25 protein-coding genes are annotated in these 17,361 nt (G+C 69.6%); 12 read left to right on the forward strand and 13 right to left on the reverse strand.

Annotated elements, in window-relative coordinates; translation table 11 throughout:
• Positions 1-10: 10 nt before the first annotated feature.
• A complete protein-coding gene (locus ACFVDI_RS11945; protein WP_378904780.1) occupies positions 11-913 on the reverse strand; it encodes a TIGR03620 family F420-dependent LLM class oxidoreductase in 903 nt (300 codons plus the stop codon).
• Between the two features lie 71 nt (positions 914-984).
• Here ACFVDI_RS11945 and ACFVDI_RS11950 point away from each other — a divergent pair, with 71 nt between their 5' ends.
• The gene (locus tag ACFVDI_RS11950; protein WP_378904783.1) at positions 985-1,299 is read left to right on the forward strand and encodes an ArsR/SmtB family transcription factor; all 315 of its coding nucleotides are present in this window, start codon (positions 985-987) and stop codon (positions 1,297-1,299) included.
• A gap of 55 nt (positions 1,300-1,354) precedes the next feature.
• Here the strand turns inward: ACFVDI_RS11950 and ACFVDI_RS11955 are convergent, their stop codons facing one another.
• Entirely contained in the window at positions 1,355-1,582 is a 228-nt protein-coding gene (locus ACFVDI_RS11955) for a type II toxin-antitoxin system VapB family antitoxin (protein ID WP_378904786.1), read from the reverse strand.
• 178 nt (positions 1,583-1,760) lie between these two features.
• On the opposite strand from ACFVDI_RS11955, the gene ACFVDI_RS11960 reads away from it, so the two are divergent.
• Positions 1,761-4,241 (forward strand): DNA topoisomerase (ATP-hydrolyzing) subunit A, encoded by a 2,481-nt coding sequence (locus tag ACFVDI_RS11960; protein WP_378904789.1) that lies wholly within the window; start codon positions 1,761-1,763, stop codon positions 4,239-4,241.
• A gap of 102 nt (positions 4,242-4,343) precedes the next feature.
• Here ACFVDI_RS11960 and ACFVDI_RS11965 read toward each other — a convergent pair whose 3' ends face one another.
• Positions 4,344-4,553, reverse strand: coding sequence for a hypothetical protein (locus ACFVDI_RS11965; RefSeq protein ID WP_378904792.1), 210 nt, complete (start codon positions 4,551-4,553; stop codon positions 4,344-4,346).
• Positions 4,554-4,657: 104 nt separating this feature from the next.
• Between ACFVDI_RS11965 and ACFVDI_RS11970 the strand changes: the two genes are divergently transcribed.
• The 5 genes from ACFVDI_RS11970 to ACFVDI_RS11990 all read left to right on the forward strand — a co-directional run bounded on the left by ACFVDI_RS11970 (position 4,658) and on the right by ACFVDI_RS11990 (position 8,747).
• On the forward strand, positions 4,658-4,870 hold the full coding sequence (locus ACFVDI_RS11970) for a hypothetical protein (RefSeq protein WP_378904795.1): 213 nt from the start codon (positions 4,658-4,660) through the stop codon (positions 4,868-4,870).
• Entirely contained in the window at positions 4,870-5,112 is a 243-nt protein-coding gene (locus ACFVDI_RS11975) for a hypothetical protein (RefSeq protein ID WP_378904798.1), read from the forward strand. Before ACFVDI_RS11970 ends, ACFVDI_RS11975 begins: the two co-directional genes overlap by 1 nt.
• Positions 5,113-5,182: 70 nt before the next feature.
• Complete coding sequence (locus ACFVDI_RS11980) at positions 5,183-6,286, forward strand: hypothetical protein (protein WP_378904801.1); 1,104 nt, start codon at positions 5,183-5,185, stop codon at positions 6,284-6,286.
• A 38-nt stretch (positions 6,287-6,324) separates the two neighbouring features.
• Positions 6,325-7,032 carry an LppX_LprAFG lipoprotein gene (locus ACFVDI_RS11985; protein ID WP_378904804.1) on the forward strand — a complete coding sequence of 236 codons (708 nt, stop codon included), beginning with the start codon at positions 6,325-6,327 and terminating at the stop codon, positions 7,030-7,032.
• On the forward strand, positions 7,029-8,747 hold the full coding sequence (locus ACFVDI_RS11990; RefSeq protein WP_378904807.1) for an MFS transporter: 1,719 nt from the start codon (positions 7,029-7,031) through the stop codon (positions 8,745-8,747). The genes ACFVDI_RS11985 and ACFVDI_RS11990 overlap by 4 nt, the downstream gene beginning before the upstream one ends.
• Here the strand turns inward: ACFVDI_RS11990 and ACFVDI_RS11995 are convergent.
• The gene (locus tag ACFVDI_RS11995) at positions 8,744-9,295 is read right to left on the reverse strand and encodes a DUF4188 domain-containing protein (protein ID WP_378904810.1); all 552 of its coding nucleotides are present in this window, start codon (positions 9,293-9,295) and stop codon (positions 8,744-8,746) included. The two genes, ACFVDI_RS11990 and ACFVDI_RS11995, sit on opposite strands and share 4 nt — an antisense overlap.
• 87 nt (positions 9,296-9,382) lie before the next feature.
• Here ACFVDI_RS11995 and ACFVDI_RS12000 point away from each other — a divergent pair, with 87 nt between their 5' ends.
• Positions 9,383-10,015 (forward strand): MerR family transcriptional regulator, encoded by a 633-nt coding sequence (locus ACFVDI_RS12000; protein WP_378904813.1) that lies wholly within the window; start codon positions 9,383-9,385, stop codon positions 10,013-10,015.
• 1 nt (position 10,016) lies between these two features.
• Here ACFVDI_RS12000 and ACFVDI_RS12005 read toward each other — a convergent pair whose 3' ends face one another.
• From ACFVDI_RS12005 to ACFVDI_RS12025, 5 genes are all read right to left on the reverse strand, one after another.
• A complete protein-coding gene (locus ACFVDI_RS12005) occupies positions 10,017-11,201 on the reverse strand; it encodes a hypothetical protein (RefSeq protein WP_378904816.1) in 1,185 nt (394 codons plus the stop codon).
• Between the two features lie 13 nt (positions 11,202-11,214).
• On the reverse strand, positions 11,215-11,463 hold the full coding sequence (locus ACFVDI_RS12010) for a hypothetical protein (RefSeq protein WP_378904819.1): 249 nt from the start codon (positions 11,461-11,463) through the stop codon (positions 11,215-11,217).
• A 90-nt stretch (positions 11,464-11,553) separates the two neighbouring features.
• Complete coding sequence (locus ACFVDI_RS12015; protein ID WP_328531433.1) at positions 11,554-11,697, reverse strand: GPGG-motif small membrane protein; 144 nt, start codon at positions 11,695-11,697, stop codon at positions 11,554-11,556.
• 39 nt (positions 11,698-11,736) lie between these two features.
• Positions 11,737-11,979: a hypothetical protein gene (locus tag ACFVDI_RS12020; protein ID WP_378904822.1), complete on the reverse strand. Its 243-nt coding sequence runs from the start codon at positions 11,977-11,979 to the stop codon at positions 11,737-11,739.
• Positions 11,980-12,066: 87 nt separating this feature from the next.
• Positions 12,067-13,029: a glycosyltransferase gene (locus tag ACFVDI_RS12025; protein ID WP_378904825.1), complete on the reverse strand. Its 963-nt coding sequence runs from the start codon at positions 13,027-13,029 to the stop codon at positions 12,067-12,069.
• Between the two features lie 178 nt (positions 13,030-13,207).
• On the opposite strand from ACFVDI_RS12025, the gene ACFVDI_RS12030 reads away from it, so the two are divergent.
• The 3 genes from ACFVDI_RS12030 to ACFVDI_RS12040 are packed head-to-tail and all read left to right on the forward strand — an operon-like array spanning position 13,208 to position 14,542.
• A complete protein-coding gene (locus ACFVDI_RS12030; RefSeq protein ID WP_378904828.1) occupies positions 13,208-14,002 on the forward strand; it encodes a sigma-70 family RNA polymerase sigma factor in 795 nt (264 codons plus the stop codon).
• A gap of 58 nt (positions 14,003-14,060) precedes the next feature.
• Positions 14,061-14,282 (forward strand): hypothetical protein, encoded by a 222-nt coding sequence (locus ACFVDI_RS12035; protein ID WP_378904831.1) that lies wholly within the window; start codon positions 14,061-14,063, stop codon positions 14,280-14,282.
• Positions 14,279-14,542 (forward strand): hypothetical protein, encoded by a 264-nt coding sequence (locus ACFVDI_RS12040; RefSeq protein ID WP_378904834.1) that lies wholly within the window; start codon positions 14,279-14,281, stop codon positions 14,540-14,542. Before ACFVDI_RS12035 ends, ACFVDI_RS12040 begins: the two co-directional genes overlap by 4 nt.
• A gap of 170 nt (positions 14,543-14,712) precedes the next feature.
• Here ACFVDI_RS12040 and ACFVDI_RS12045 read toward each other — a convergent pair whose 3' ends face one another.
• From ACFVDI_RS12045 to ACFVDI_RS12060, 4 genes are all read right to left on the reverse strand, one after another.
• Positions 14,713-15,039, reverse strand: coding sequence for a plasmid stabilization protein (locus ACFVDI_RS12045; RefSeq protein ID WP_378904837.1), 327 nt, complete (start codon positions 15,037-15,039; stop codon positions 14,713-14,715).
• Between the two features lies 1 nt (position 15,040).
• The gene (locus ACFVDI_RS12050) at positions 15,041-15,202 is read right to left on the reverse strand and encodes a hypothetical protein (protein WP_378904840.1); all 162 of its coding nucleotides are present in this window, start codon (positions 15,200-15,202) and stop codon (positions 15,041-15,043) included.
• Positions 15,203-15,231: 29 nt separating this feature from the next.
• A complete protein-coding gene (locus ACFVDI_RS12055; protein WP_378904843.1) occupies positions 15,232-15,768 on the reverse strand; it encodes a sigma-70 family RNA polymerase sigma factor in 537 nt (178 codons plus the stop codon).
• Between the two features lie 189 nt (positions 15,769-15,957).
• Positions 15,958-16,578: a response regulator transcription factor gene (locus ACFVDI_RS12060; RefSeq protein ID WP_378904846.1), complete on the reverse strand. Its 621-nt coding sequence runs from the start codon at positions 16,576-16,578 to the stop codon at positions 15,958-15,960.
• A 160-nt stretch (positions 16,579-16,738) separates the two neighbouring features.
• Here ACFVDI_RS12060 and ACFVDI_RS12065 point away from each other — a divergent pair, with 160 nt between their 5' ends.
• On the forward strand, positions 16,739-17,308 hold the full coding sequence (locus ACFVDI_RS12065) for a hemerythrin domain-containing protein (RefSeq protein WP_378904849.1): 570 nt from the start codon (positions 16,739-16,741) through the stop codon (positions 17,306-17,308).
• Positions 17,309-17,361 lie beyond the last annotated feature (53 nt).

A 17,361-nucleotide genomic window follows, 5' to 3' on the forward strand; every position in this document is an offset into this window, starting at 1 on the left:
TACACCCCAGTCAACTACAGCGGGCGCGAAGCCGAAGAGTGCTCGCAAGCGTGCGCCATTCGGCGAGCGGCAGGTCGGAGGAGCTGTCCTCGGTGAGCACCTGGACCAGCACGTGGTCCGCGCCGGCGTCGTGATGCGCCTGCAGACGCCCCCGCACCGCGTCCTCGTCGCCCCAGGCGGCGCCCAGGTCCACCCAGCGGTCGCTGCCCTCGCCCTCGAAGTCTTCAGGCTCGAGGCCGTAGTCCTGCAGGGCGCCGGTGTAGTTGGGCAGGCCGAGATACATCGACAGGCGCTGCCGGGCGATCGCCCGAGCGCGTGCCGGATCGGCCTCGAGGACCACCTTCTGCTCGGCAGCCAGCAGCGGGCCGACACCGAGAGCGGCCCGTGCCTGCGCGGTGTGTTCCGGCGGCATCAGGTAGGGGTGCGCGCCGGCGGTGCGGTTGCCGGCGAGACCGAGCATGCGCGGGCGAAGAGCAGCCAGGAGCCGGCCCTCCTCGGGGACCGTGCCCGCAGCGTCGAGCTCGTCGAGGTAGGCCACGGTTCGGCTGTACGGCTTGACGTACGTCTGCTCGCCGACCCGCTGCGCATGACTGTTGCCGAGCCCGAGCACGAACCGGTCGCCATACGTCGCGTTGAGCTCTCGATGACGTTCCGCCACCTCGGCGGCGGGGTTGTCCCAGATGCTCACGATGCCGGTGACCACGAGCAGGTCGGTGGTGCCGGCGAGCAGCGCCTCGTGCACCTCGAACGGCATTGAGGAGACTCCGACCCAGATCGCGCCGTACCCCAGGCTCTCCACCTCGGCCGCGACCTCGCGCGCCCGGCCGAGGTCGGTCCACTGCTGCGCAGCGGTCCACACCCCGTACGGCGTCAGCCGCCTCTTGAGCTCGTCCACCTTCTGCTGGTCAGGCATGCCAGAACCCCTCCGATAGGTTATGTTCGACGGTGATCGAACATTTAAACCTTGTACGACGGAGATCGAACATGTCAACCGACTTCCGCACTCCTGCACCCGACGCGGCGCTCCAGCGCGCCCTCGACGCGGTCGGCGACCCCGTACGCCGCTCGATCCTCCGGCAGCTGGCCGCGGCCGAGCCGTGGACGATCGCGTGCGGTCAGTTCGACCTCCCGGTGGGGAAGTCGACGCTGACCCATCACTTCAGGTTTCTCGTCGAGGCCGGTCTCCTCGAGCAGCGCGACGAGGGCAACCGGCGGATGAACCGGCTGATGCGCGAGGAGTTCGACCGCCAGTTCCCCGGCCTGCTCGACCTGGTGCTCCAGGACCGGTCGGCGACCTGAGGTCGTCGCACCCCCGGACTTCGGTGAAGTCCGGGTCACATCTGACGTTCAGGCGTCAGTGCCGTACGACGTTGGCCCGGTCGCGCTCGTTGAGCACCCGCCAGCCGTCGTAGTCCCAGTTCCGCGCCAGCTTCTGGGCGTGCTTGGGGGCGTCGCCCTCGTGGTTGCGGATGACGAGCTCGCGCACGGCGAACTCCACCGCCTCCTGGGGCGTGGTCGCGCCGGAGATCCTCTGGACCTCCGCAAGCAGCTCGGTGTCGAGCTCGATCTGGGTGACAGCCATCTTCAAGCACCTCCATGTGCGTTGGACCGGTGACTCCCGGGCGGATTGACCTACACAGCCAATGTACGCGGTGGCGCGGCGTACGAAAGGGACCAAGTGCCTCGGATCGCACCCAGAAATCGGAGCAGTCGGCGAGCCCGGTGTGGCGTTCGCACAGGGATTCGAGACAATGCCCCTTATGGCACGCGGCAAGACCAAACAAGACGTACCCGACGACTTCGAGGAGCACATCCTCGACACCGACATCGGGGACGAGATGCGGTCCTCATTCCTGGAGTACTCCTACTCCGTCATCTACTCCCGGGCACTGCCCGACGCCCGCGACGGCCTCAAGCCCGTGCAGCGCCGGATCCTGTTCACGATGAACGACATGGGCGTACGTCCCGACCGCGGCCACGTGAAGTGTGCCCGCATCGTCGGTGAGGTGATGGGCAAGCTGCACCCGCACGGCGACGGTGCGATCTACGACGCCCTCGTCCGGATGGCGCAGCCGTGGGCGATGCGGCTGCCGATGATCGACGGTCACGGCAACTTCGGCTCCCCCGGCGGAGACGACCCGGCCGCGGCGATGCGTTACACCGAGGCCCGGATGGGCCCCGCCGCGCTGGCGATGACCGATGACATCAAGGAAGACACGGTCGACTTCCGACCCAACTACGACTCGCGGGAGATGGAGCCGAGCGTGCTCCCCGCCGCGATCCCCAACCTGCTGGTCAACGGCGCCACCGGCATCGCGGTCGGCATGGCGACCAACATGGCCCCGCACAACCTGGTCGAGGTCATCGCCGCCGCACGCCACCTGATCAAGCACCCGGGCGCCGAGCTCGACACGCTGATGAAGTTCGTCCCCGGGCCCGACCTTCCCACCGGCGGCACCATCGTCGGCCTGGACGGGATCCGGGATGCGTACGAGACCGGTCGCGGCTCCTTCAAGATCCGTGCCACCACGCGGATCGAGCCGTTCGGGCGACGGAAGGGCATCGTGATCACCGAGCTGCCGTTCAACATCGGCACCGAGAAGATCATCGAGCGGGTCAAGACGCTGGTGCAGTCCAAGAAGATCCAGGGCATCGCCGACCTCAAGGACCTCACCGACCGCGAGCACGGCACCCGGCTCGTGATCGAGGTGAAGAACGGGTTCGTGCCCGAGGCCGTGCTCGAGCAGCTCTACAAGATGACGCCGCTGGAGGACTCCTTCGGCATCAACAACGTCGCGCTCGTCGACGGCCAGCCGCGCACCCTCGGCCTCAAGGAGCTGCTCGAGGTCTTCCTGGGCCACCGCTACGACGTCGTCCGCCGCCGTTCGCAGTTCCGTCGCGACAAGGCCGCCGACCGGCTGCACCTGGTCGAGGGTCTGCTGATCGCGATCCTCGACATCGACGAGGTCATCCAGCTGATCCGCTCCTCCGACAACGCGGGCGAGGCTCGCGAGCGCCTGATGTCGGTCTTCGACCTGAGCCAGCCGCAGGCGGAGTACATCCTCGACATGGCCCTGCGCCGGCTGACGAAGTTCTCCAAGATCGAGCTGGAGAAGGAGCGCGACGAGCTGCAGGCCACCATCGAATACCTCGACTCGATCCTGGGCGACGACGAGATGCTCCGGAAGGTCGTCTCCGACGAGCTCGGCGAGGTGGCCAAGACCTTCGGCACCCCGCGACGCACGGTGCTCCTGGCCTCGGCCGGGACACCGGCGCTGGAGGCGATGAGCCTCGAGGTCGCCGACGACCCGTGCTTCGCGCTGCTCTCCTCGACCGGGCTGCTGGCTCGCTCCTCCGACGCCGAGCCGTTCACCACGGGTTCGGCGCGCGCCAACCACGACGTGGTCGTCTCGGTGGTCCCGGCGACCGCCCGCGGCCAGATCGGCGTGCTCACCTCCCGCGGCCGTCTCGTACGCCTCGGAGTGCTCGACCTGCCGGCGATGCCGCCGACCCACGGCGACCCGAACCTGTCCGGCGGTCTGCCGCTCTCCGCCCTGCTCTCGCTGGAGTCCGACGAGCGCGCGCTCGCGCTCACCACGCTGGCCACCGACGGGCCGGGCATCGCCCTCGGCACCCGCCTCGGTGTCGTGAAGCGGGTCAACCCCGAGGTGCTGCTCAACAAGGACGAGTGGGAGGTCATCAAGCTGGCCGACGGCGACGAGGTGGTCGGCGCGGCCCAGCTGCGCACCGGCACCGAGTCGCTGGTCTTCGTCACCTCCGACGCCCAGCTGCTCCACTTCCCGGCCGACACCGTACGGCCTCAGGGTCGCAGCGCGGGCGGGATGGCGGGTGTCCGGATGGCCCACGGCTCGAAGGTCGTCTTCTTCGGCGTCGTCTCCCCCGACGCTCCTGAGGGTGCCGCGGTCGTCACCGTGGCCGGCTCGTCCTCGGCGCTTCCGGGCACCGAGACCGGCAGTGTGAAGACCACGCCGTTCAGCGAGTTCCCGGCCAAGGGCCGGGCCACCGGCGGCGTACGCGCCCACCGGTATCTCAAGGGCGAGGACACCCTCGTCTTCGCCTGGGTCGGCGCCGCTCCCCCGATGGCGGCCGCGGCCTCCGGGGCGCCGATCGAGCTGCCCGAGATCGACCCGCGCCGGGATGGTTCCGGGGTGCCGCTGGAGCAGCCCATCGACGCCGTGGCCGGGCCCGTCGCCCACACGTTCTCGGTTTCTGCCGAGTAGGTGGATGTTCACCGAGGTAACTCGGTCGACGCACGCTTCCCTCGCGGAGTTCCACGAGGGAAGCGGATGCTCACCGAGGTAACTCGGTGAGCATCCCGACCCTCAGCGCAGCGCGATCGGGTTCACCAGGGCTCCGACGGCTCCGGTGACCCGCAGCGGTGCCGCGGTGAGCAGGAAGTCGTAGCGACCGTCCTCCGCGCACGCGTCCGCCAGGCCGTCCAGGTCCCACATCTCCCCCAGGAACAGTCCGAGGTGCGGGATCGCGACCTGGTGGAGCGGCTGGAAGGCGTCGTCGAACTCGTTCGGCCGCACCTCGAAGCCCCAGGTGTCGGTGGCGATCGCCGCGATCTCGGTGCGGTGCAGCTCTGCCGTGCGCGGTCACCGTCGTCGGCGGCATCGTCTTCTACACCCCGATCGTGGAGCTGCCCTACGTCCTCGACGCGGCCGGGATCACCGCCGTGCCCGCCATCGGCGCGTTCACCGCACTCGCCTCGCTCGCGACAGCCGGTGGTGCGTGCGCCTTCGGCCGGGTCTCCGCACGCGGCACCGCGACGCTGCTACCCATCGCATTCGGGCTGGCCGGGACCGGTCTCATCGCGCGGTCATCGCCTCGGCCGGCACCGGGCTGATGCTGCCGACCCTCCTCGTCTGGGCACAGTCGGGACTCACCTTCGAGCAGCGCGGCCGCGGCACCGGCCTGTGGACCGCCGCCCTGTTCCTCGGCGAGTTCGTCTGCCCGCTCCTGGTCGTCGCCTTCACCGGTGCCCTCGGCGGCCTCGGTGCCGCCGTCGTCCTCGTCGGCGCCGTCGCCGTCCTCCTCGCCCTTCTCACCCGGCGCGTCCTCACCCGCGCCCTGCCCGCCACCGCCTGAAACCCTGAGGAGGTCAAGAACCGGAGTACCGGGTACCGGATCGCTCAGTCGCCGAGTGAGGGAGCATGCCTTGACACCTGCCGTCACACCCGCCACGGAGCGATGGGCTCGCATCCGCGCGCGTGTCCGGCGGCTTCCGTGGGGCCAGACCCTGACGACGGGGACCGCCGGCGCCATCGCCTTCTGGGTCGGCGCCGTCTTCCCGGGGCCGGCGGGGGAATTCCCCTACTACGCGCCCCTGGGCGCCGTGGTGGCGATGTCGTCGACCGTGATGGGCTCGGTACGCAAATCGGTCCAGAGCATCGTCAGCATCTGGCTGGGCTCGGCGATCGCCCTGGCGGTCGGGGCGGTGCTCTCGCCCAGTCCCGCGACCGTGGCGCTGGTGATCGCGGTGGGAACGATCGCGGGGACCTGGAGCTGGCTGGACGACACCGGCCACTGGGTCCCGACAGCAGCCTTGTTCGTCCTGATCATCGGCACCGAGGACCCGGTGGCGTTCGTGAGCGCCTTCGGCGGGCTCACCCTGATCGGAGCCGCCATCGGGGTCCTGATGACGGTGCTCTTCCCGCAGCTTCCTCTCGCGCCGATGGAGCGAGCGATCACCGAGGTACGCGCAGAGGTGCTCGTCCAGCTCCGCCGGCTGGCACATGCGCTGCACGAGGACAGGCCACCGACGGCGCACGAGTGGAGCGACTACCGGGCACAGCTGGAGCCGGCCGTGCAGAACATGCGCGCCGCACGACAGCTCGTCGTCGAAGCATCCCGCGCCAACAGGCGTCGAGAGCCACACCGGCTCCGCCTGGAACGACAGCTCGCACAGGCGGCCGACCTGGAGAGGGTGTGTTTCCTGGTCGAGGACCTCACCCAGCTTCTCGAGGAGGAGGAACGGGCGGAGAACGATCAGGTCGGGCTCGGCCCGGAGCTGCGGCCGCACACCGCGCGGGCACTGTTCGCTCTCGCAGACCTGGTGCAGTCCGGAGACGGGCGCACCGCGGAGCCCGGCGTCAAGACGGACGCCCAGGACGCGTTGTCCGCGCTGGTCGACCAGATCCAGGACGTACGTGTCAGCGACTCCGCGGATGACGAGCTGTTCACCGCCGGCAGCGTCGTCACCACCATCCGCCGGTGCCTGGACACCCCGCACCCGGTCAGCACCGCCGATAACGCCACCTGAACACCATGAGGGTTGCGAGGCGTGGCATCCTGACCCGCATGCCCCTGAGCCTGCCACGCTTCGCGTTCGCTCTCCTCGCCCTTCTGGCCGCGCTTCTCGTGATGACCTCCTGCGGCGAGGACGACCCGGCCAAGGGACGTACGCCCAAGCAGGTGCTCGCAGCCGCGCAGAGTCACCTCGACGAGACGAGCGGGATCAACTTCTCGCTCGCCTCCGACGACCTGCCCGAGGGCATCACGACGCTGAAGGCTGCGACCGGCACGCTGACCCGCGAGCCCGCGTTCGAGGGCAAGCTCACGGTTCCGGTGATGGGTGCCGAGGCGCAGGTCGACGTGGTCTCGGTCGATGGCGTCGTCTACGCGAAGCTGCCGTTCACGACCACCTTCCAGGAGCTCGACCCGGCCGATTACGGCGTGCCCGACCCGGCAGCGCTGATCGCACCGGAGACCGGCATCTCCTCGCTGCTCTCGGCCACCGAGGACGTGAAGATCGGCAAGTCGGTGCGCGGCGGCGCCGACAACGACGAGATCCTCTCGACCTACACCGGCACCCTGCCGGACACGGCGGTCCAGAAGATCCTGGCCGCCGCGGCCGGCGACTTCGACGTCACCTACATCATCAACGACTCCGACGAGCTCACCGAGGCCACGATCAAGGGCCACTTCAGCGGCGAGGGCGAGGCGGCCTACTCCTACACGATCGACATCGCCGACTACGACGTCGAGAAGGAGATCGCCAAGCCGTGAGGGCGGTCCTCTGGCTCGCGGCGATCGCGGTGGCGTTCGCCGCCGCGGACACCTACGTCGTCGTGCTGGCGCTGCCGGACATGATGGCCGGGGTCGGGCTCTCGATCGAGGAGCTGCAACGGGCCGCGCCGTTGATCTCTGGCTTCCTCCTGGGCTACGTCGCGGTGCTGCCGCTGATCGGGCGCCTCGCCGATCTGCTCGGACATCTGCCGGTGCTCGTCGGCGGGCTGGTGGTCTTCGCCTTCGGCTCGTTCCTGACCGCGCTGTCGTGGGACCTGGCGGCGATGGTGGTCGGCCGGTTCTTCCAGGGGCTGGGCGGCGGGGCGCTGGTGCCGGCGACGCTCGCCCTGGTCGCGGCGCTCTACCCCGCCGAGCGCCGCGGGGTTCCGCTCGGGCTGGTCTCGGCGGTCCAGGAGCTCGGCTCCGTGCTCGGACCGCTCATCGGGGCTGGCGTGCTCGCGGTCGCCGACTGGCGCGCGATCTTCCTGCTCAACCTCGTCGTCGGCGTCGTGCTGGCGATCGCGATCCGACGGCTCGGCCGCCCGGACCCGGCACCGGCCCGCTCCGCGCGGCCGGACCTGGTCGCGCTGCTGCTGTTGCTGCTCGCCGGCATCGCGTTCGTGCTCCTGGCCATCGAGCCCGCCGCGCTCGTCCAGGACCTGACGTGGGGCGCGCTCTACGTGCCCGCGGCCGGGTCGACGCGCTGGCTGACCCCGCTGGGCCTGGTCACGATCGTCGGCACCGTGGGCTTCTTGCTGAAGTGGGGCCTGCGGCCCCGCGTACGCAGCGTGCTGGGCCGGATCGCCGCCGAGGTCGACCTCCTCGGGGCGTTGCTGCTCTCGATCGCCCTGGCCGGGGTGATCCTGGCCTTCGCGACCGCCGACCCCGAGGTGGCGGTCTTCTCCGAGCAGGGGGTCTGGTACCTCGTCGCCGGCGCTCTGGCGCTGCTCGGCTTCGTCTTCCACCTGCGCCGGGCGCAGGACCCGATCGTCCCGCGTGGTGCGTTCGCCCGGGCGCCGGCGTGGGGCTCGGTGCTGATCTCCTTCTTCGTCGGGGCGGCGCTGGTGGCCGCGCTGATCGACGTGCCGCTCTTCGCCCGCACCACGATCTACGGCGACAGCCAGCTCAAGGCCGCGCTGGTGCTGCTGGAGTTCCTGGTCGCGCTTCCGGTGGGCGCCGTCGCGGGCGGATTCCTGACCCGGCGGCTGCCCGCGGGCGTGATCGCGGGAGCCGGGATGCTGCTGGCCGCGGTGGCGTTCGTGTTCATGGCTCGCTGGGACGCCGACGCGCTGCGCTCGATCGCGGCGACGGTCGTGCTGGTCGCGGGCGGCCTCGGCTTCGGTCTCGCCCTGGCTCCGGTCAACGCCGCGATCCTGGCCACCACCGAGCAGTCGATGCACGGCCTGACCACGTCCTTCACCGTGGTGGCCCGGATGGTCGGCATGCTGGTCGGCATCTCGGCGCTGACCACGATCGGCCTGCGCAGCTACTACGCCGCCCAGGCCGACCTGCCGTCGCTGTCCTCGGTCTGCACCGGCGGCGGCATGTGCCAGGACTACCAGGACCTGCTCATCGGCGCCGCCATCGCCCAGGAGCACACGGTCTTCGCCGGGGCCGCTGTCTGCGCCGCGATCGCCGCCGTCCTCTCCGTGGTGCTGCTGCGGGGCGCGCCGACCCGGGCACTGTCGCCGAGCGAGACCGTCACCGCGCTCTAGGGGGTCTCGACGTACTCCGGGCGGGTGGAGCCCATCCGCTCGTGGGTCCCGTTCCGACGCCCGCCGGCCCGCTCGACCGCGCCGAGCGCGGTTCCGAGGCCGAACGTCGGCATGTTGCCGTAGAGCGTCTCGACCTGGTCGGCCGGGACCCGGTAGGTCTCGTGCCAGATCCCGATGTCGCCCGTCGGGGCCGCTCGCCGATTGAAGGCCGCCCAGGCCGGAGCGTGCGTGAGCGAGGGATCCTTGGCGAACCGGCCGAGCTCCTCCACGCTGCGCCAGTACTGCACCGTCATCAGCACCCTCCCCGACCAGTAGCTGCGCGCCGAGAGCAGCCCGAGGTCCGGGTTCTTGGCGAGCTGGGCGAGCATCCGTGGCATCGCGACGAATACCGGGAACCAGCTGCGCACCTTGCGCCAGCGGTTGATGCGCATCCCGATCAGGAACACCACGATCTCGTCGGTGCCGACATCGGCGACGCGGTGGCCGGGCGTGACGCCGCTCGGCACGTTCTTCGGAGCCTCCCGGTAGGCCCTGGCGATCTTGGACATGCTCGTCTCCTCGCTAGATAGTCACAGTATCTAGTCTAGGATAGTGCTCCTATCCAGCAATGCGTCAACCGGTTTCAGGGAGGAACCATGCGGATCTCCGAGCTCGCCGACTCCACCGGCGTGAGCGTCGCGACGATCAAGTACTACGTACGCGAGGGCCTCCTCTCCCCCGGCAGAAGGATCTCCGAGCGCCTGGCCGACTACGACGACCAGCACGTACGCCGCCTGCGCCTGCTCCGGGTGCTGCGCGATGTCGGCGCGGTCCCCGTCGGAGCCCTCAAGGCACTGGTCGACGCCACCCAGGACCGCGGCGCGTCGGTGCACGACATGTTCGGCAAGGCCTGCGACGCGCTCCGCACCGAGACAACGGCCCCCGAGACCAGCGACGTCCACCTCCGCGAGCTCGCCGACCAGATCGTCGAGCGGGCGGGGTGGTCGAAGGTCAGGCCCGACGCCCCCGAGCGGGATCGCCTCGCCGGCATCATCAGCGTCATCCTGGACAGCGGCCTGCCCACCGATCCCGAGCGCGCGGCGACCTACCTGCCCCTCGTGGACGCGATCGCCGCCTACGAGCTCGACCAGATCGACGCCACCCAGGACCGCGAGGCCATGATGGAGCAGATGGTGCTGGGCCAGGTCGTCCTCGGGGAGTTCCTGCTCTCCCTGCGCCGGCTGGCCCACGAGCACCACAGCGCCCTGCGGTTCGCTGGGCGCCGCTGACCTACCCGACCCGGATCCGCAGACGCTCGCGGGCGGGGATCCGCGGATAGGTGCTGCCGCGTTCGACCACGCTCCAGGAAGCAGCGGCGAAGATCTCGACGGTGGCGGAGATCATCGCGATCGTCGAAGGCTCCCCGGGACACCGATGACCCTCGGCCGGGTCTCCCCCGCCCTGCGGCACGAGCTCGAACGCGTCCACGTCGCGGCCGACGAACCGCCTGGCCGAGAACGTGTAGGGGGCCGACCACGACCTCGGGTCCAGGTTGGTCCCGGGGACGTCGAGGACGACTCGCTGCCCCGGAGAGACGACCTGGCCGTCCCAGTCGGCATGCTGCCGCGCGATGCCGGCGAGCGCCGGGACGAACGGGAAGATGCGGCGTACCTCCTGGGTGAAGGCGTGCCGCTGCGCGGCATCCTCGGCGAGCGACGGGCGCAACCGCGGCTCGTCGTCGACCGCCTGGACGGCGAAGGTGCCGAGGTAGGCGACCGCGACGGCGGGACGGAGCACGTTGAGCAGCTCGACCGCAGCCACCGGGACCGACAACAGGTCGTCGTTCGGGTCCCGCCAGGCGGCGATGACCTCCACCGGTGTCGAGGGCGGGGTCCGGGACGCCCGCGCCTCCCGGATCAGCTCGCGGGCCCACCGGTTGGCCCAGAGCCGGGCCGCCCACGCCATCGGATAGGACGAGCCGGAGAACCCGAACCCGTCGACGATCGCAGCCAGTCGCCGCCCGACCCGGCCGGGGTTGCGCACCGTGATGCCGGCCCACTCCAGGACCGCGCGGGCGTAGACCTCGGACAGCAGCGTGAACACCCCCACCGTCTCCCCCTGAGACGTCCTCAGGGCGGAGCCGAGATGGCGGCGTACGAGATCTCGGAGGGTCGCGTCCGCATCGTCGAGCAGGTCGAGAAAGTGCGCCTTGCGGTGCAGATGCTCGGCGCCGTCGAGACCATGGACGGCGCCACGGCCGAACAGCAGCGCGGCCAGCGGGGCGGGCACCGCACCGGTGCGCCGGATGAGCGAGGAGTCGTAGAACCGGCGTACGGAGGCGGGACCGCTCACGACCACCGCATCGTCCCCGAGGAGCTTGACGGGGCAGGCCGACGGGTCGCCGGCTCGCCGCCGGGCGTCGGGGATCGCGTGGTAGCCGTGGCGAAACAGGTCCACGGCGAGATCGCGGGTCATCCGTGGGCTCCCGTCAAGAGCCGCTGGTGACCCGGTCGCTCACGCCCGTCACGCCCACCGCGTGAGCGCAGTGGGCGCAGCAGAAGACGTGTTCCTCGTTCTGGACCCCGTGCCCGAGGATGCGGGTGCCGCAGTTGACGCACACCGGCGCGATCACGGACACCGCGCACTCGATCGAGTCGAAGACATGATGCTCACCCGAGGCCGTGGTCACCTCGAAGCTCTCGTCGTACTCGTTGCCGCACGTGGCGCACTTACCCATGATCGGTCCTTTCGATCGACTTCGTCACCGGACTTCACTCCGGACACCGCGCGGCCCGGGGCCCTCGAGGGACACCGGGCCGCACGGTCTCTAGGTGAAGATGCTCACCCCACCGGGGCCGACCAGAAGACCGACCACGATGAGTACAGCTCCCCACAGGATTTGGCCACGGACCAGCGCAAGGATGCCGCCGATCACCAGGACTGCCGCGATCAGCCATAGAATTAGTGCCATTCGGATCTCACCTCGGTGTGTAGTTGTTGCGGGGGATGCTCAGACCTTGTCGTCCAAGCGGCTACGGAGCAGGGCCTTCGCCTCCTCGGCACCCTGCACGGAGTTGGCCTGGGCACGGACGAACAGGTCCTCCAGGTCGGTGTCCTTCGAGCGGCGCGCGTCCTCGATGTAGGTGTCCAGACGCAGTGCGTTGTCCAGGCAGGCCTCGGTGAACCAGATGAGGTCGTAGTCCTTGTCAGGGGTACCCGTGACGGCTCCGGTCTCAACGCTCTTCGTGGTCATGCGGATCACTCCTCATGAGTTCTCTCTTGCGTACGCCCGGCCCGGTACCCACCTCGCGCGCTCGCAAACCCTCCCGGTAGTCCCTTCTCAGCCGGCGCCGCTGCTGGCGACCCAGCGGAGCACGTCGTCCCACTCCTCCAGGAACCGGTCGAGGCCGTAGCGCCTCCTGGCGTGGCGGCGCCCGATGAGTCCGGCCTCCTCGGCGACGTCGGGATCCTTCATCAGGTGGCGTACGGCCGGGACGATCTCGTCGCGACGGGTGGTCACGAAGCCGGCCTCGTGCGGCACTGCGAGCGGGGTCTCGGTCGTGGCCAGGGCGACGACCGGCATGCCCAGGTGCATCGCCTCGATCAGGGAGAGCCCCAGCGACGTCCAGCGGTTGAGGTGGACGTAGACGCGTCGTCGCGGGAGGTGGTCGTGCAGATCCTGCTGGGACAGGTTCTCGTACGTCCTCAGCCCCTGGTGGTCGGGCAGGCGCTCGACGCGCATGCCGAAGACGTCGGCTCCGACGCCCTCGGCCAGCGCCGGGATGAGGTCGGCGCCGACCGAGCGGCCTCGGCGTACCGGATCGTTGACGACGACCCCGGCGCGCTCGATGTCGCCGGTGTAGCGGCGGCCCGGGTCGACGATGCCGTGCTCGATCACGGTGGTCGGGGTGCCGCCGCAGTCCCAGACGAGGTCGTTGAAGCCGGTGACGTGCACGATCGGGATGTCGCCGCCCGCCATCGGGTGACGCGTGTCCGGCACGGCACCGGCCGGAGTGTTGTGCTCCAGGTAGATGGCCGGTACGTCGCGACCGGGTCGGCGACCGCCGAGCCACTGCTCGGCCAGCTCGACCTCGTGCGGACGCTGCAGGACGACGACGTCGACCTGCTCCTCAGCGAGCGCGTCGCTGCTCACCTCGCGGACCGAGGAGGGCCAGTCCCAGGTGCGGGCCCGGCCGAGCCCGTCGGGGCCACGGTCGGGCGTCGTGGGGAGGAGGTAGTCGTGGCGACCGTGCACGAACGCCGTCGTCCAGGGGCCGTGCACGTGCCAGATCAGGATTCTCATTGCCCTTCGGTGCCCGGGAGCACCTGCGGCGATGCGCCTTGCGGGACAAATTCGGCGATGACACGCCCGCCGCTCTTCTCACCCGAAGGGGTGGTTGCGGCTCGCGAGGCCCACACCCGACGGGGTGAACTTCGCTCCTGAGCCGTTGGGGCACGCTCATTCCGGGCACTACCCACACATGACGACGACAACTTTCGAGACAGACCTTCCCCGAGCCGAGCGCCAGCGTCTGACCTCAGAGCTGTTGGCGGAGGCACATCAGGCGGAAGGAGAAGAGCAGGACCGGCTCATCGAGGAGGTGATCCTGCTCAACGCGGCGGTCGCTCGCTCGATCGCCCACCGCTACACCGGCCGAGGCATCCCCCGCGCCGACCTCGAGCAGGTGGCGTACATCGCCTTGGTCCGGGCTGCGAAGAGCTTCCATCCGGACCGTGCCGACGATTTCCTCACCTACGCAGTGCCCACCATCCGGGGTGAGGTCAAGCGGTGGTTCCGCGATCACGGCTGGACCGTGCGCCCGCCGCGCCCCATCCAGGAACTGCAGAGCACGTTGCTGCGGATCGGCTCCGAGCGCGGCAACCTGCCCACCTCCGAGCTGGCCGAGATCGCCGACGTGCCCGAGCAGAGGGTACGGGAGGCACTCGATGCCCGTGGCTGCTTCACCCCCTCCTCGCTGGACGCCCCGTTGCGTCCCAGCGACTCTCAGTCCTCGGCGGAGGCGACGATCGGCGACATGCTGCCGGGCATCGACGGCGGGCTCTCCGACTGCGAGACCCGGCTCGCGCTCGAGCAGGCGATCCACGCGCTGTGCCCGCGCGACCAGCTCGTCGTGCGGCTCCGCTTCCTGGAGGACCGCAGCCAGGCAGAGATCGGCGAGGCCATCGGCGTCACCCAGACGCAGGTATCCCGCATCCTGACCCGCATCATCGACGAGCTCCGCGCCCAGCTCGAGGGCATGGAGATCGCCGCATGACCCGCACCCGACCCGGGTACGGGACCACGAAAGCCGACCCCGACGAAGGAGATCTGGCATGACGTACTCGACGATCACCGGTGAGCGCGACGACACCGCCCAGCGCTCGCTGTGGAACGGCACGCCCAAGACCAAGTGGCAGGAGTCGTCCTGGGGCAAGCGGATCGCGGCTCTCGCCGCCTTCCTCGCCCCCGCGGTGATGGCCGTCGCCACCACTGTCATCCGCAAGAAGGGGACCGACGCACTGACGCGGAGGTTCAAGGGAGGTCGGAAGAAGTGAGGACGAAACGCAGCCTCTTCACCTTCGCGCTGGGTGGCGTGGCCGGCTACATCGTCGGCCGCTACCCGGCCGCGACGTACGAGACGCTACGCGACGGAGCCGGCGTCACCGTCGGCATGGCACGTGATCGGATCGGCACCATGACCCTTCCGTTCGGCCACGCCGGTGACCACCGGGCTCGCGGCACGGCGCCGTCGGAGGCCGGTGACGACCTCGTCGAGCGCACCTCGACGGCGTACGTCTCGCGGCCGCACCCGTAGCCCCTTCATCACCTGTTCTTCGGCGGCTGCCGGCTCTCCGAGCCGGCGGTCGCCGTTCTCTGTGTGGTGCCCCAAAGTGAGATGCCCCAGACCGACCCCCCGCCGCGTCGACCCGGGTGAGGGGGCGACGCGGCGGGGGTCGGTTTCTCCGGAAGCCAGGACAGTCGGTCCTAGCGGCCGACCGCCTTCTCGAGCTCGGCCTTGTTCATCTTCGAGCGGCCCTTGACGTTCTTGTCCTTGGCCTCCTCGTAGAGCTGGTCCTTGGTACGCCCGCCAGGCCCACGGTGGCTGCGCAGCCCACCGCGGCGGCCGGAGGAGATGTCCTTGGTCGAGGTGCGGCTGCGCTCGCGGGACTCACCCTCACGGGCACGTTCCTTGTTCACCGTACGAGCCGCGATCTCCTCCGCGGTGTCCTCGTTCTCGCCGCGGTCGAGCAGACCCTGCTTGATGTGCTCGTACTGGCGTTCTCGTTTCTTGCTCCAGGCACGTTGCGGCATCTCAGCTCCTCCTTCTCGTTCTCGGCCTCGTTCTCGGCTGGTCGAAGCGCTCTTCGTCATCGGCGACGCGCTTGTTGCGGCGGGCGTCGTAGAGCCAGGCCGCGATGCCGACCAGGACGACGATCACCCCGATCACGGTGAAGATGACGGCAGGAGTACTCATGGCCGACCGGTACCCAGATCGGACCCCTCTTACGCGGCGACCGCGACCCGCATCCGGCGGAGGATCCGGGCGAGCGAACGCGAGACCTGGGCCTGGGTCGCACCGATCCGCTCGCCGATCTCGGCCTGGGTCAGGCCTTCGGCGTAGCGCAGCCGCAGGATCATCTGGTCGGTCTCACCGAGCCCCACCAGGGCCTTCTCCACCAGCACGCGGGCCTCGGCCCGGTCGAAGCCCGGATCGACCTCTCCCACCTGCTCCACGAGCGGCCCTGACTCGTTCTCCTGCACCTGCTGAGGACGTACGCAGCGGGCAAGGTCCCGGAAGCAGCGACGCATCTCGCCCTTGGCCATCGGCACGGCGTAGCTCAGGAAAGCACCCTGCTCGGGGTCGTAGCGGCGGGCGGCCTTCACCAGCCCCATCCGCGCGGCTTGACGCAGGTCCTCGACCTCGATCCCACGGCCCGAGTAGCGGGCAGCCAACGAGCGTGCGACCGGGAGGTGCCGTACGACCAGGTCTTCCTGCTGTCCCGGAGCCAGAAGCGATGGGCCCTGCTGGTTGCTGTCCATGATCCGAGTCTTGCGCGGAAATCGGCCAAAAGCCCCGGCTGAGTGGAGAAATGGCCCTCAGGGGTGAGCTCAACCCCCACAGCACACTCACCCCTGAGGGTTAGAACCGCGGTCCCGGGTCCGTTGCCGAGACCGCGGCACCGACAGTGCGATCGTGGTGTCACTCCGCCGGGCCGAAGCAGGGGGAAGTCACCCAGACTGCTCTGTCGATACGGTATCGGTAACCATCCTGGCCCCTACGGATGCACCCGATTCCACAGAATTCTGATCCGGTGGAGCGAACCCGTGCGTGATCGCCCAGCTGACCGCCTGGCTGCGGGTGGTGACCTCGATCTTTCGGTAGGCCTGACGGATGTGGCTCTTGAGCGTGTTCACGCTCACCACGAGCTTCTCGGCGATCTCCGTGTTGGACAGCCCCTGGGTGATCAGCGCGAGCACCTCGACCTCGCGGGTGGTGAGCCCGGCGACCGTGCCGAGCCGGTCCTCCCGCTCCCCGATCGGCTCACCGGCGGCGGTCATCTCGATGGTGCGTACGAGATCACCGGCGTGCACGCTCATCGAGACCCAGGCCCGGGCACCGAGTGCGTGGGCCTTGACGCGCAGATCGGGCCGCATGTCGCGGCTGAAGATCAGCACCTTGGCGTCGGTCTCCTGCAGCAGATGCACGAGGTCGGAGCCGTCGGCCAGGTGCAGACCGAAGGTGTCGTAGAGGATCACGTCGACACCCGGCGCCTTGCTGCGCACCGACGGTAGGGCGGTCACGACCAGCCTGTCGGGATAGTCCGCGAGCATGGTCGTGAGACCCCGCATCACAACTTCCTGCGGGCTGACCACCGCAACCCGCAACACCCCCTGCCTCATCACACTTGAACCTTCTCAGATCGGTGGTCAGTTGGACAGGTGTATGGGCAGAACACGCCGCGGGTACCAGGGAAGATGTCCATCCAGACGCCTGAGACAGGAGCAACTCATGTCCCATGTGACCGAAGAGCTCAAGAAGGCCTCCGAGCTACCCGATGGCGACGCGATCAGGATCCTGCTGCACCAGCACGCCGGTATCCGTCAGCTCTGCGCGACGGTGGGCAGCTCCGAGGGCCCGGCCAAGAGTCAGGCGTTCGAGGACCTGCGGTGCCTGCTCGCCGTGCACGAGACCGCCGAGGAGCTCGTCGTCCACACGGTCACCTCCAGCCATGGCGGCGAGACGCTGGCCAAGGCGCTCAACGCCGATGAGAAGGAGATCAGCGAGATGCTGGCCCGGCTCGAGGAGTTCGGCGTCGAGAGCCCCGAGTTCGACGAGAGCTTCCCGATCTTCCAGATCGCGGTCGAGCAGCACACCGAGGAGGAGGAGCGCGCCGAGTTTCCGCTGCTGCTCTCCACGCTCGACGAGACCTCCCGCCACATGATGGGCAAGCGGCTGACGGCGGCCGAGATGGTCGCGCCCACCCACCCGCACCCCGGCACCGCGGGCTCGGTGCCCAAGCAGCTGGCCACGATGCCGTTCCACTCCATCGTGGACCGCGTCAAGGACGCGCTGAGCTGATCCTGGCCTGGCACCGACGTGGCACAGTAGATGCCGAACGGCGTCGACGACAA

This window comes from Nocardioides sp. NPDC057767 (assembly GCF_042798275.1).
In the GTDB taxonomy this organism is placed as follows: domain Bacteria; phylum Actinomycetota; class Actinomycetes; order Propionibacteriales; family Nocardioidaceae; genus Nocardioides.

What these genes read in the sequence shown, in the direction of transcription:
- ACFVDI_RS11945 (WP_378904780.1), bottom strand. Translation starts at nt 913, where the DNA reads ATGCCTGACCAGCAGAAGGTGGACGAGCTCAAGAGGCGGCTGACGCCG.
- ACFVDI_RS11950 (WP_378904783.1), top strand. Translation starts at nt 985, where the DNA reads ATGTCAACCGACTTCCGCACTCCTGCACCCGACGCGGCGCTCCAGCGC.
- ACFVDI_RS11955 (WP_378904786.1), bottom strand. Translation starts at nt 1,582, where the DNA reads ATGGCTGTCACCCAGATCGAGCTCGACACCGAGCTGCTTGCGGAGGTC.
- ACFVDI_RS11960 (WP_378904789.1), top strand. Translation starts at nt 1,761, where the DNA reads ATGGCACGCGGCAAGACCAAACAAGACGTACCCGACGACTTCGAGGAG.
- ACFVDI_RS11975 (WP_378904798.1), top strand. Translation starts at nt 4,870, where the DNA reads ATGCTGCCGACCCTCCTCGTCTGGGCACAGTCGGGACTCACCTTCGAG.
- ACFVDI_RS11985 (WP_378904804.1), top strand. Translation starts at nt 6,325, where the DNA reads ATGCCCCTGAGCCTGCCACGCTTCGCGTTCGCTCTCCTCGCCCTTCTG.
- ACFVDI_RS11995 (WP_378904810.1), bottom strand. Translation starts at nt 9,295, where the DNA reads ATGTCCAAGATCGCCAGGGCCTACCGGGAGGCTCCGAAGAACGTGCCG.
- ACFVDI_RS12000 (WP_378904813.1), top strand. Translation starts at nt 9,383, where the DNA reads ATGCGGATCTCCGAGCTCGCCGACTCCACCGGCGTGAGCGTCGCGACG.
- ACFVDI_RS12005 (WP_378904816.1), bottom strand. Translation starts at nt 11,201, where the DNA reads ATGACCCGCGATCTCGCCGTGGACCTGTTTCGCCACGGCTACCACGCG.
- ACFVDI_RS12010 (WP_378904819.1), bottom strand. Translation starts at nt 11,463, where the DNA reads ATGGGTAAGTGCGCCACGTGCGGCAACGAGTACGACGAGAGCTTCGAG.
- ACFVDI_RS12015 (WP_328531433.1), bottom strand. Translation starts at nt 11,697, where the DNA reads ATGGCACTAATTCTATGGCTGATCGCGGCAGTCCTGGTGATCGGCGGC.
- ACFVDI_RS12020 (WP_378904822.1), bottom strand. Translation starts at nt 11,979, where the DNA reads ATGACCACGAAGAGCGTTGAGACCGGAGCCGTCACGGGTACCCCTGAC.
- ACFVDI_RS12025 (WP_378904825.1), bottom strand. Translation starts at nt 13,029, where the DNA reads ATGAGAATCCTGATCTGGCACGTGCACGGCCCCTGGACGACGGCGTTC.
- ACFVDI_RS12030 (WP_378904828.1), top strand. Translation starts at nt 13,208, where the DNA reads ATGACGACGACAACTTTCGAGACAGACCTTCCCCGAGCCGAGCGCCAG.
- ACFVDI_RS12035 (WP_378904831.1), top strand. Translation starts at nt 14,061, where the DNA reads ATGACGTACTCGACGATCACCGGTGAGCGCGACGACACCGCCCAGCGC.
- ACFVDI_RS12045 (WP_378904837.1), bottom strand. Translation starts at nt 15,039, where the DNA reads ATGCCGCAACGTGCCTGGAGCAAGAAACGAGAACGCCAGTACGAGCAC.
- ACFVDI_RS12050 (WP_378904840.1), bottom strand. Translation starts at nt 15,202, where the DNA reads ATGAGTACTCCTGCCGTCATCTTCACCGTGATCGGGGTGATCGTCGTC.
- ACFVDI_RS12055 (WP_378904843.1), bottom strand. Translation starts at nt 15,768, where the DNA reads ATGGACAGCAACCAGCAGGGCCCATCGCTTCTGGCTCCGGGACAGCAG.
- ACFVDI_RS12060 (WP_378904846.1), bottom strand. Translation starts at nt 16,578, where the DNA reads ATGCGGGGTCTCACGACCATGCTCGCGGACTATCCCGACAGGCTGGTC.
- ACFVDI_RS12065 (WP_378904849.1), top strand. Translation starts at nt 16,739, where the DNA reads ATGTCCCATGTGACCGAAGAGCTCAAGAAGGCCTCCGAGCTACCCGAT.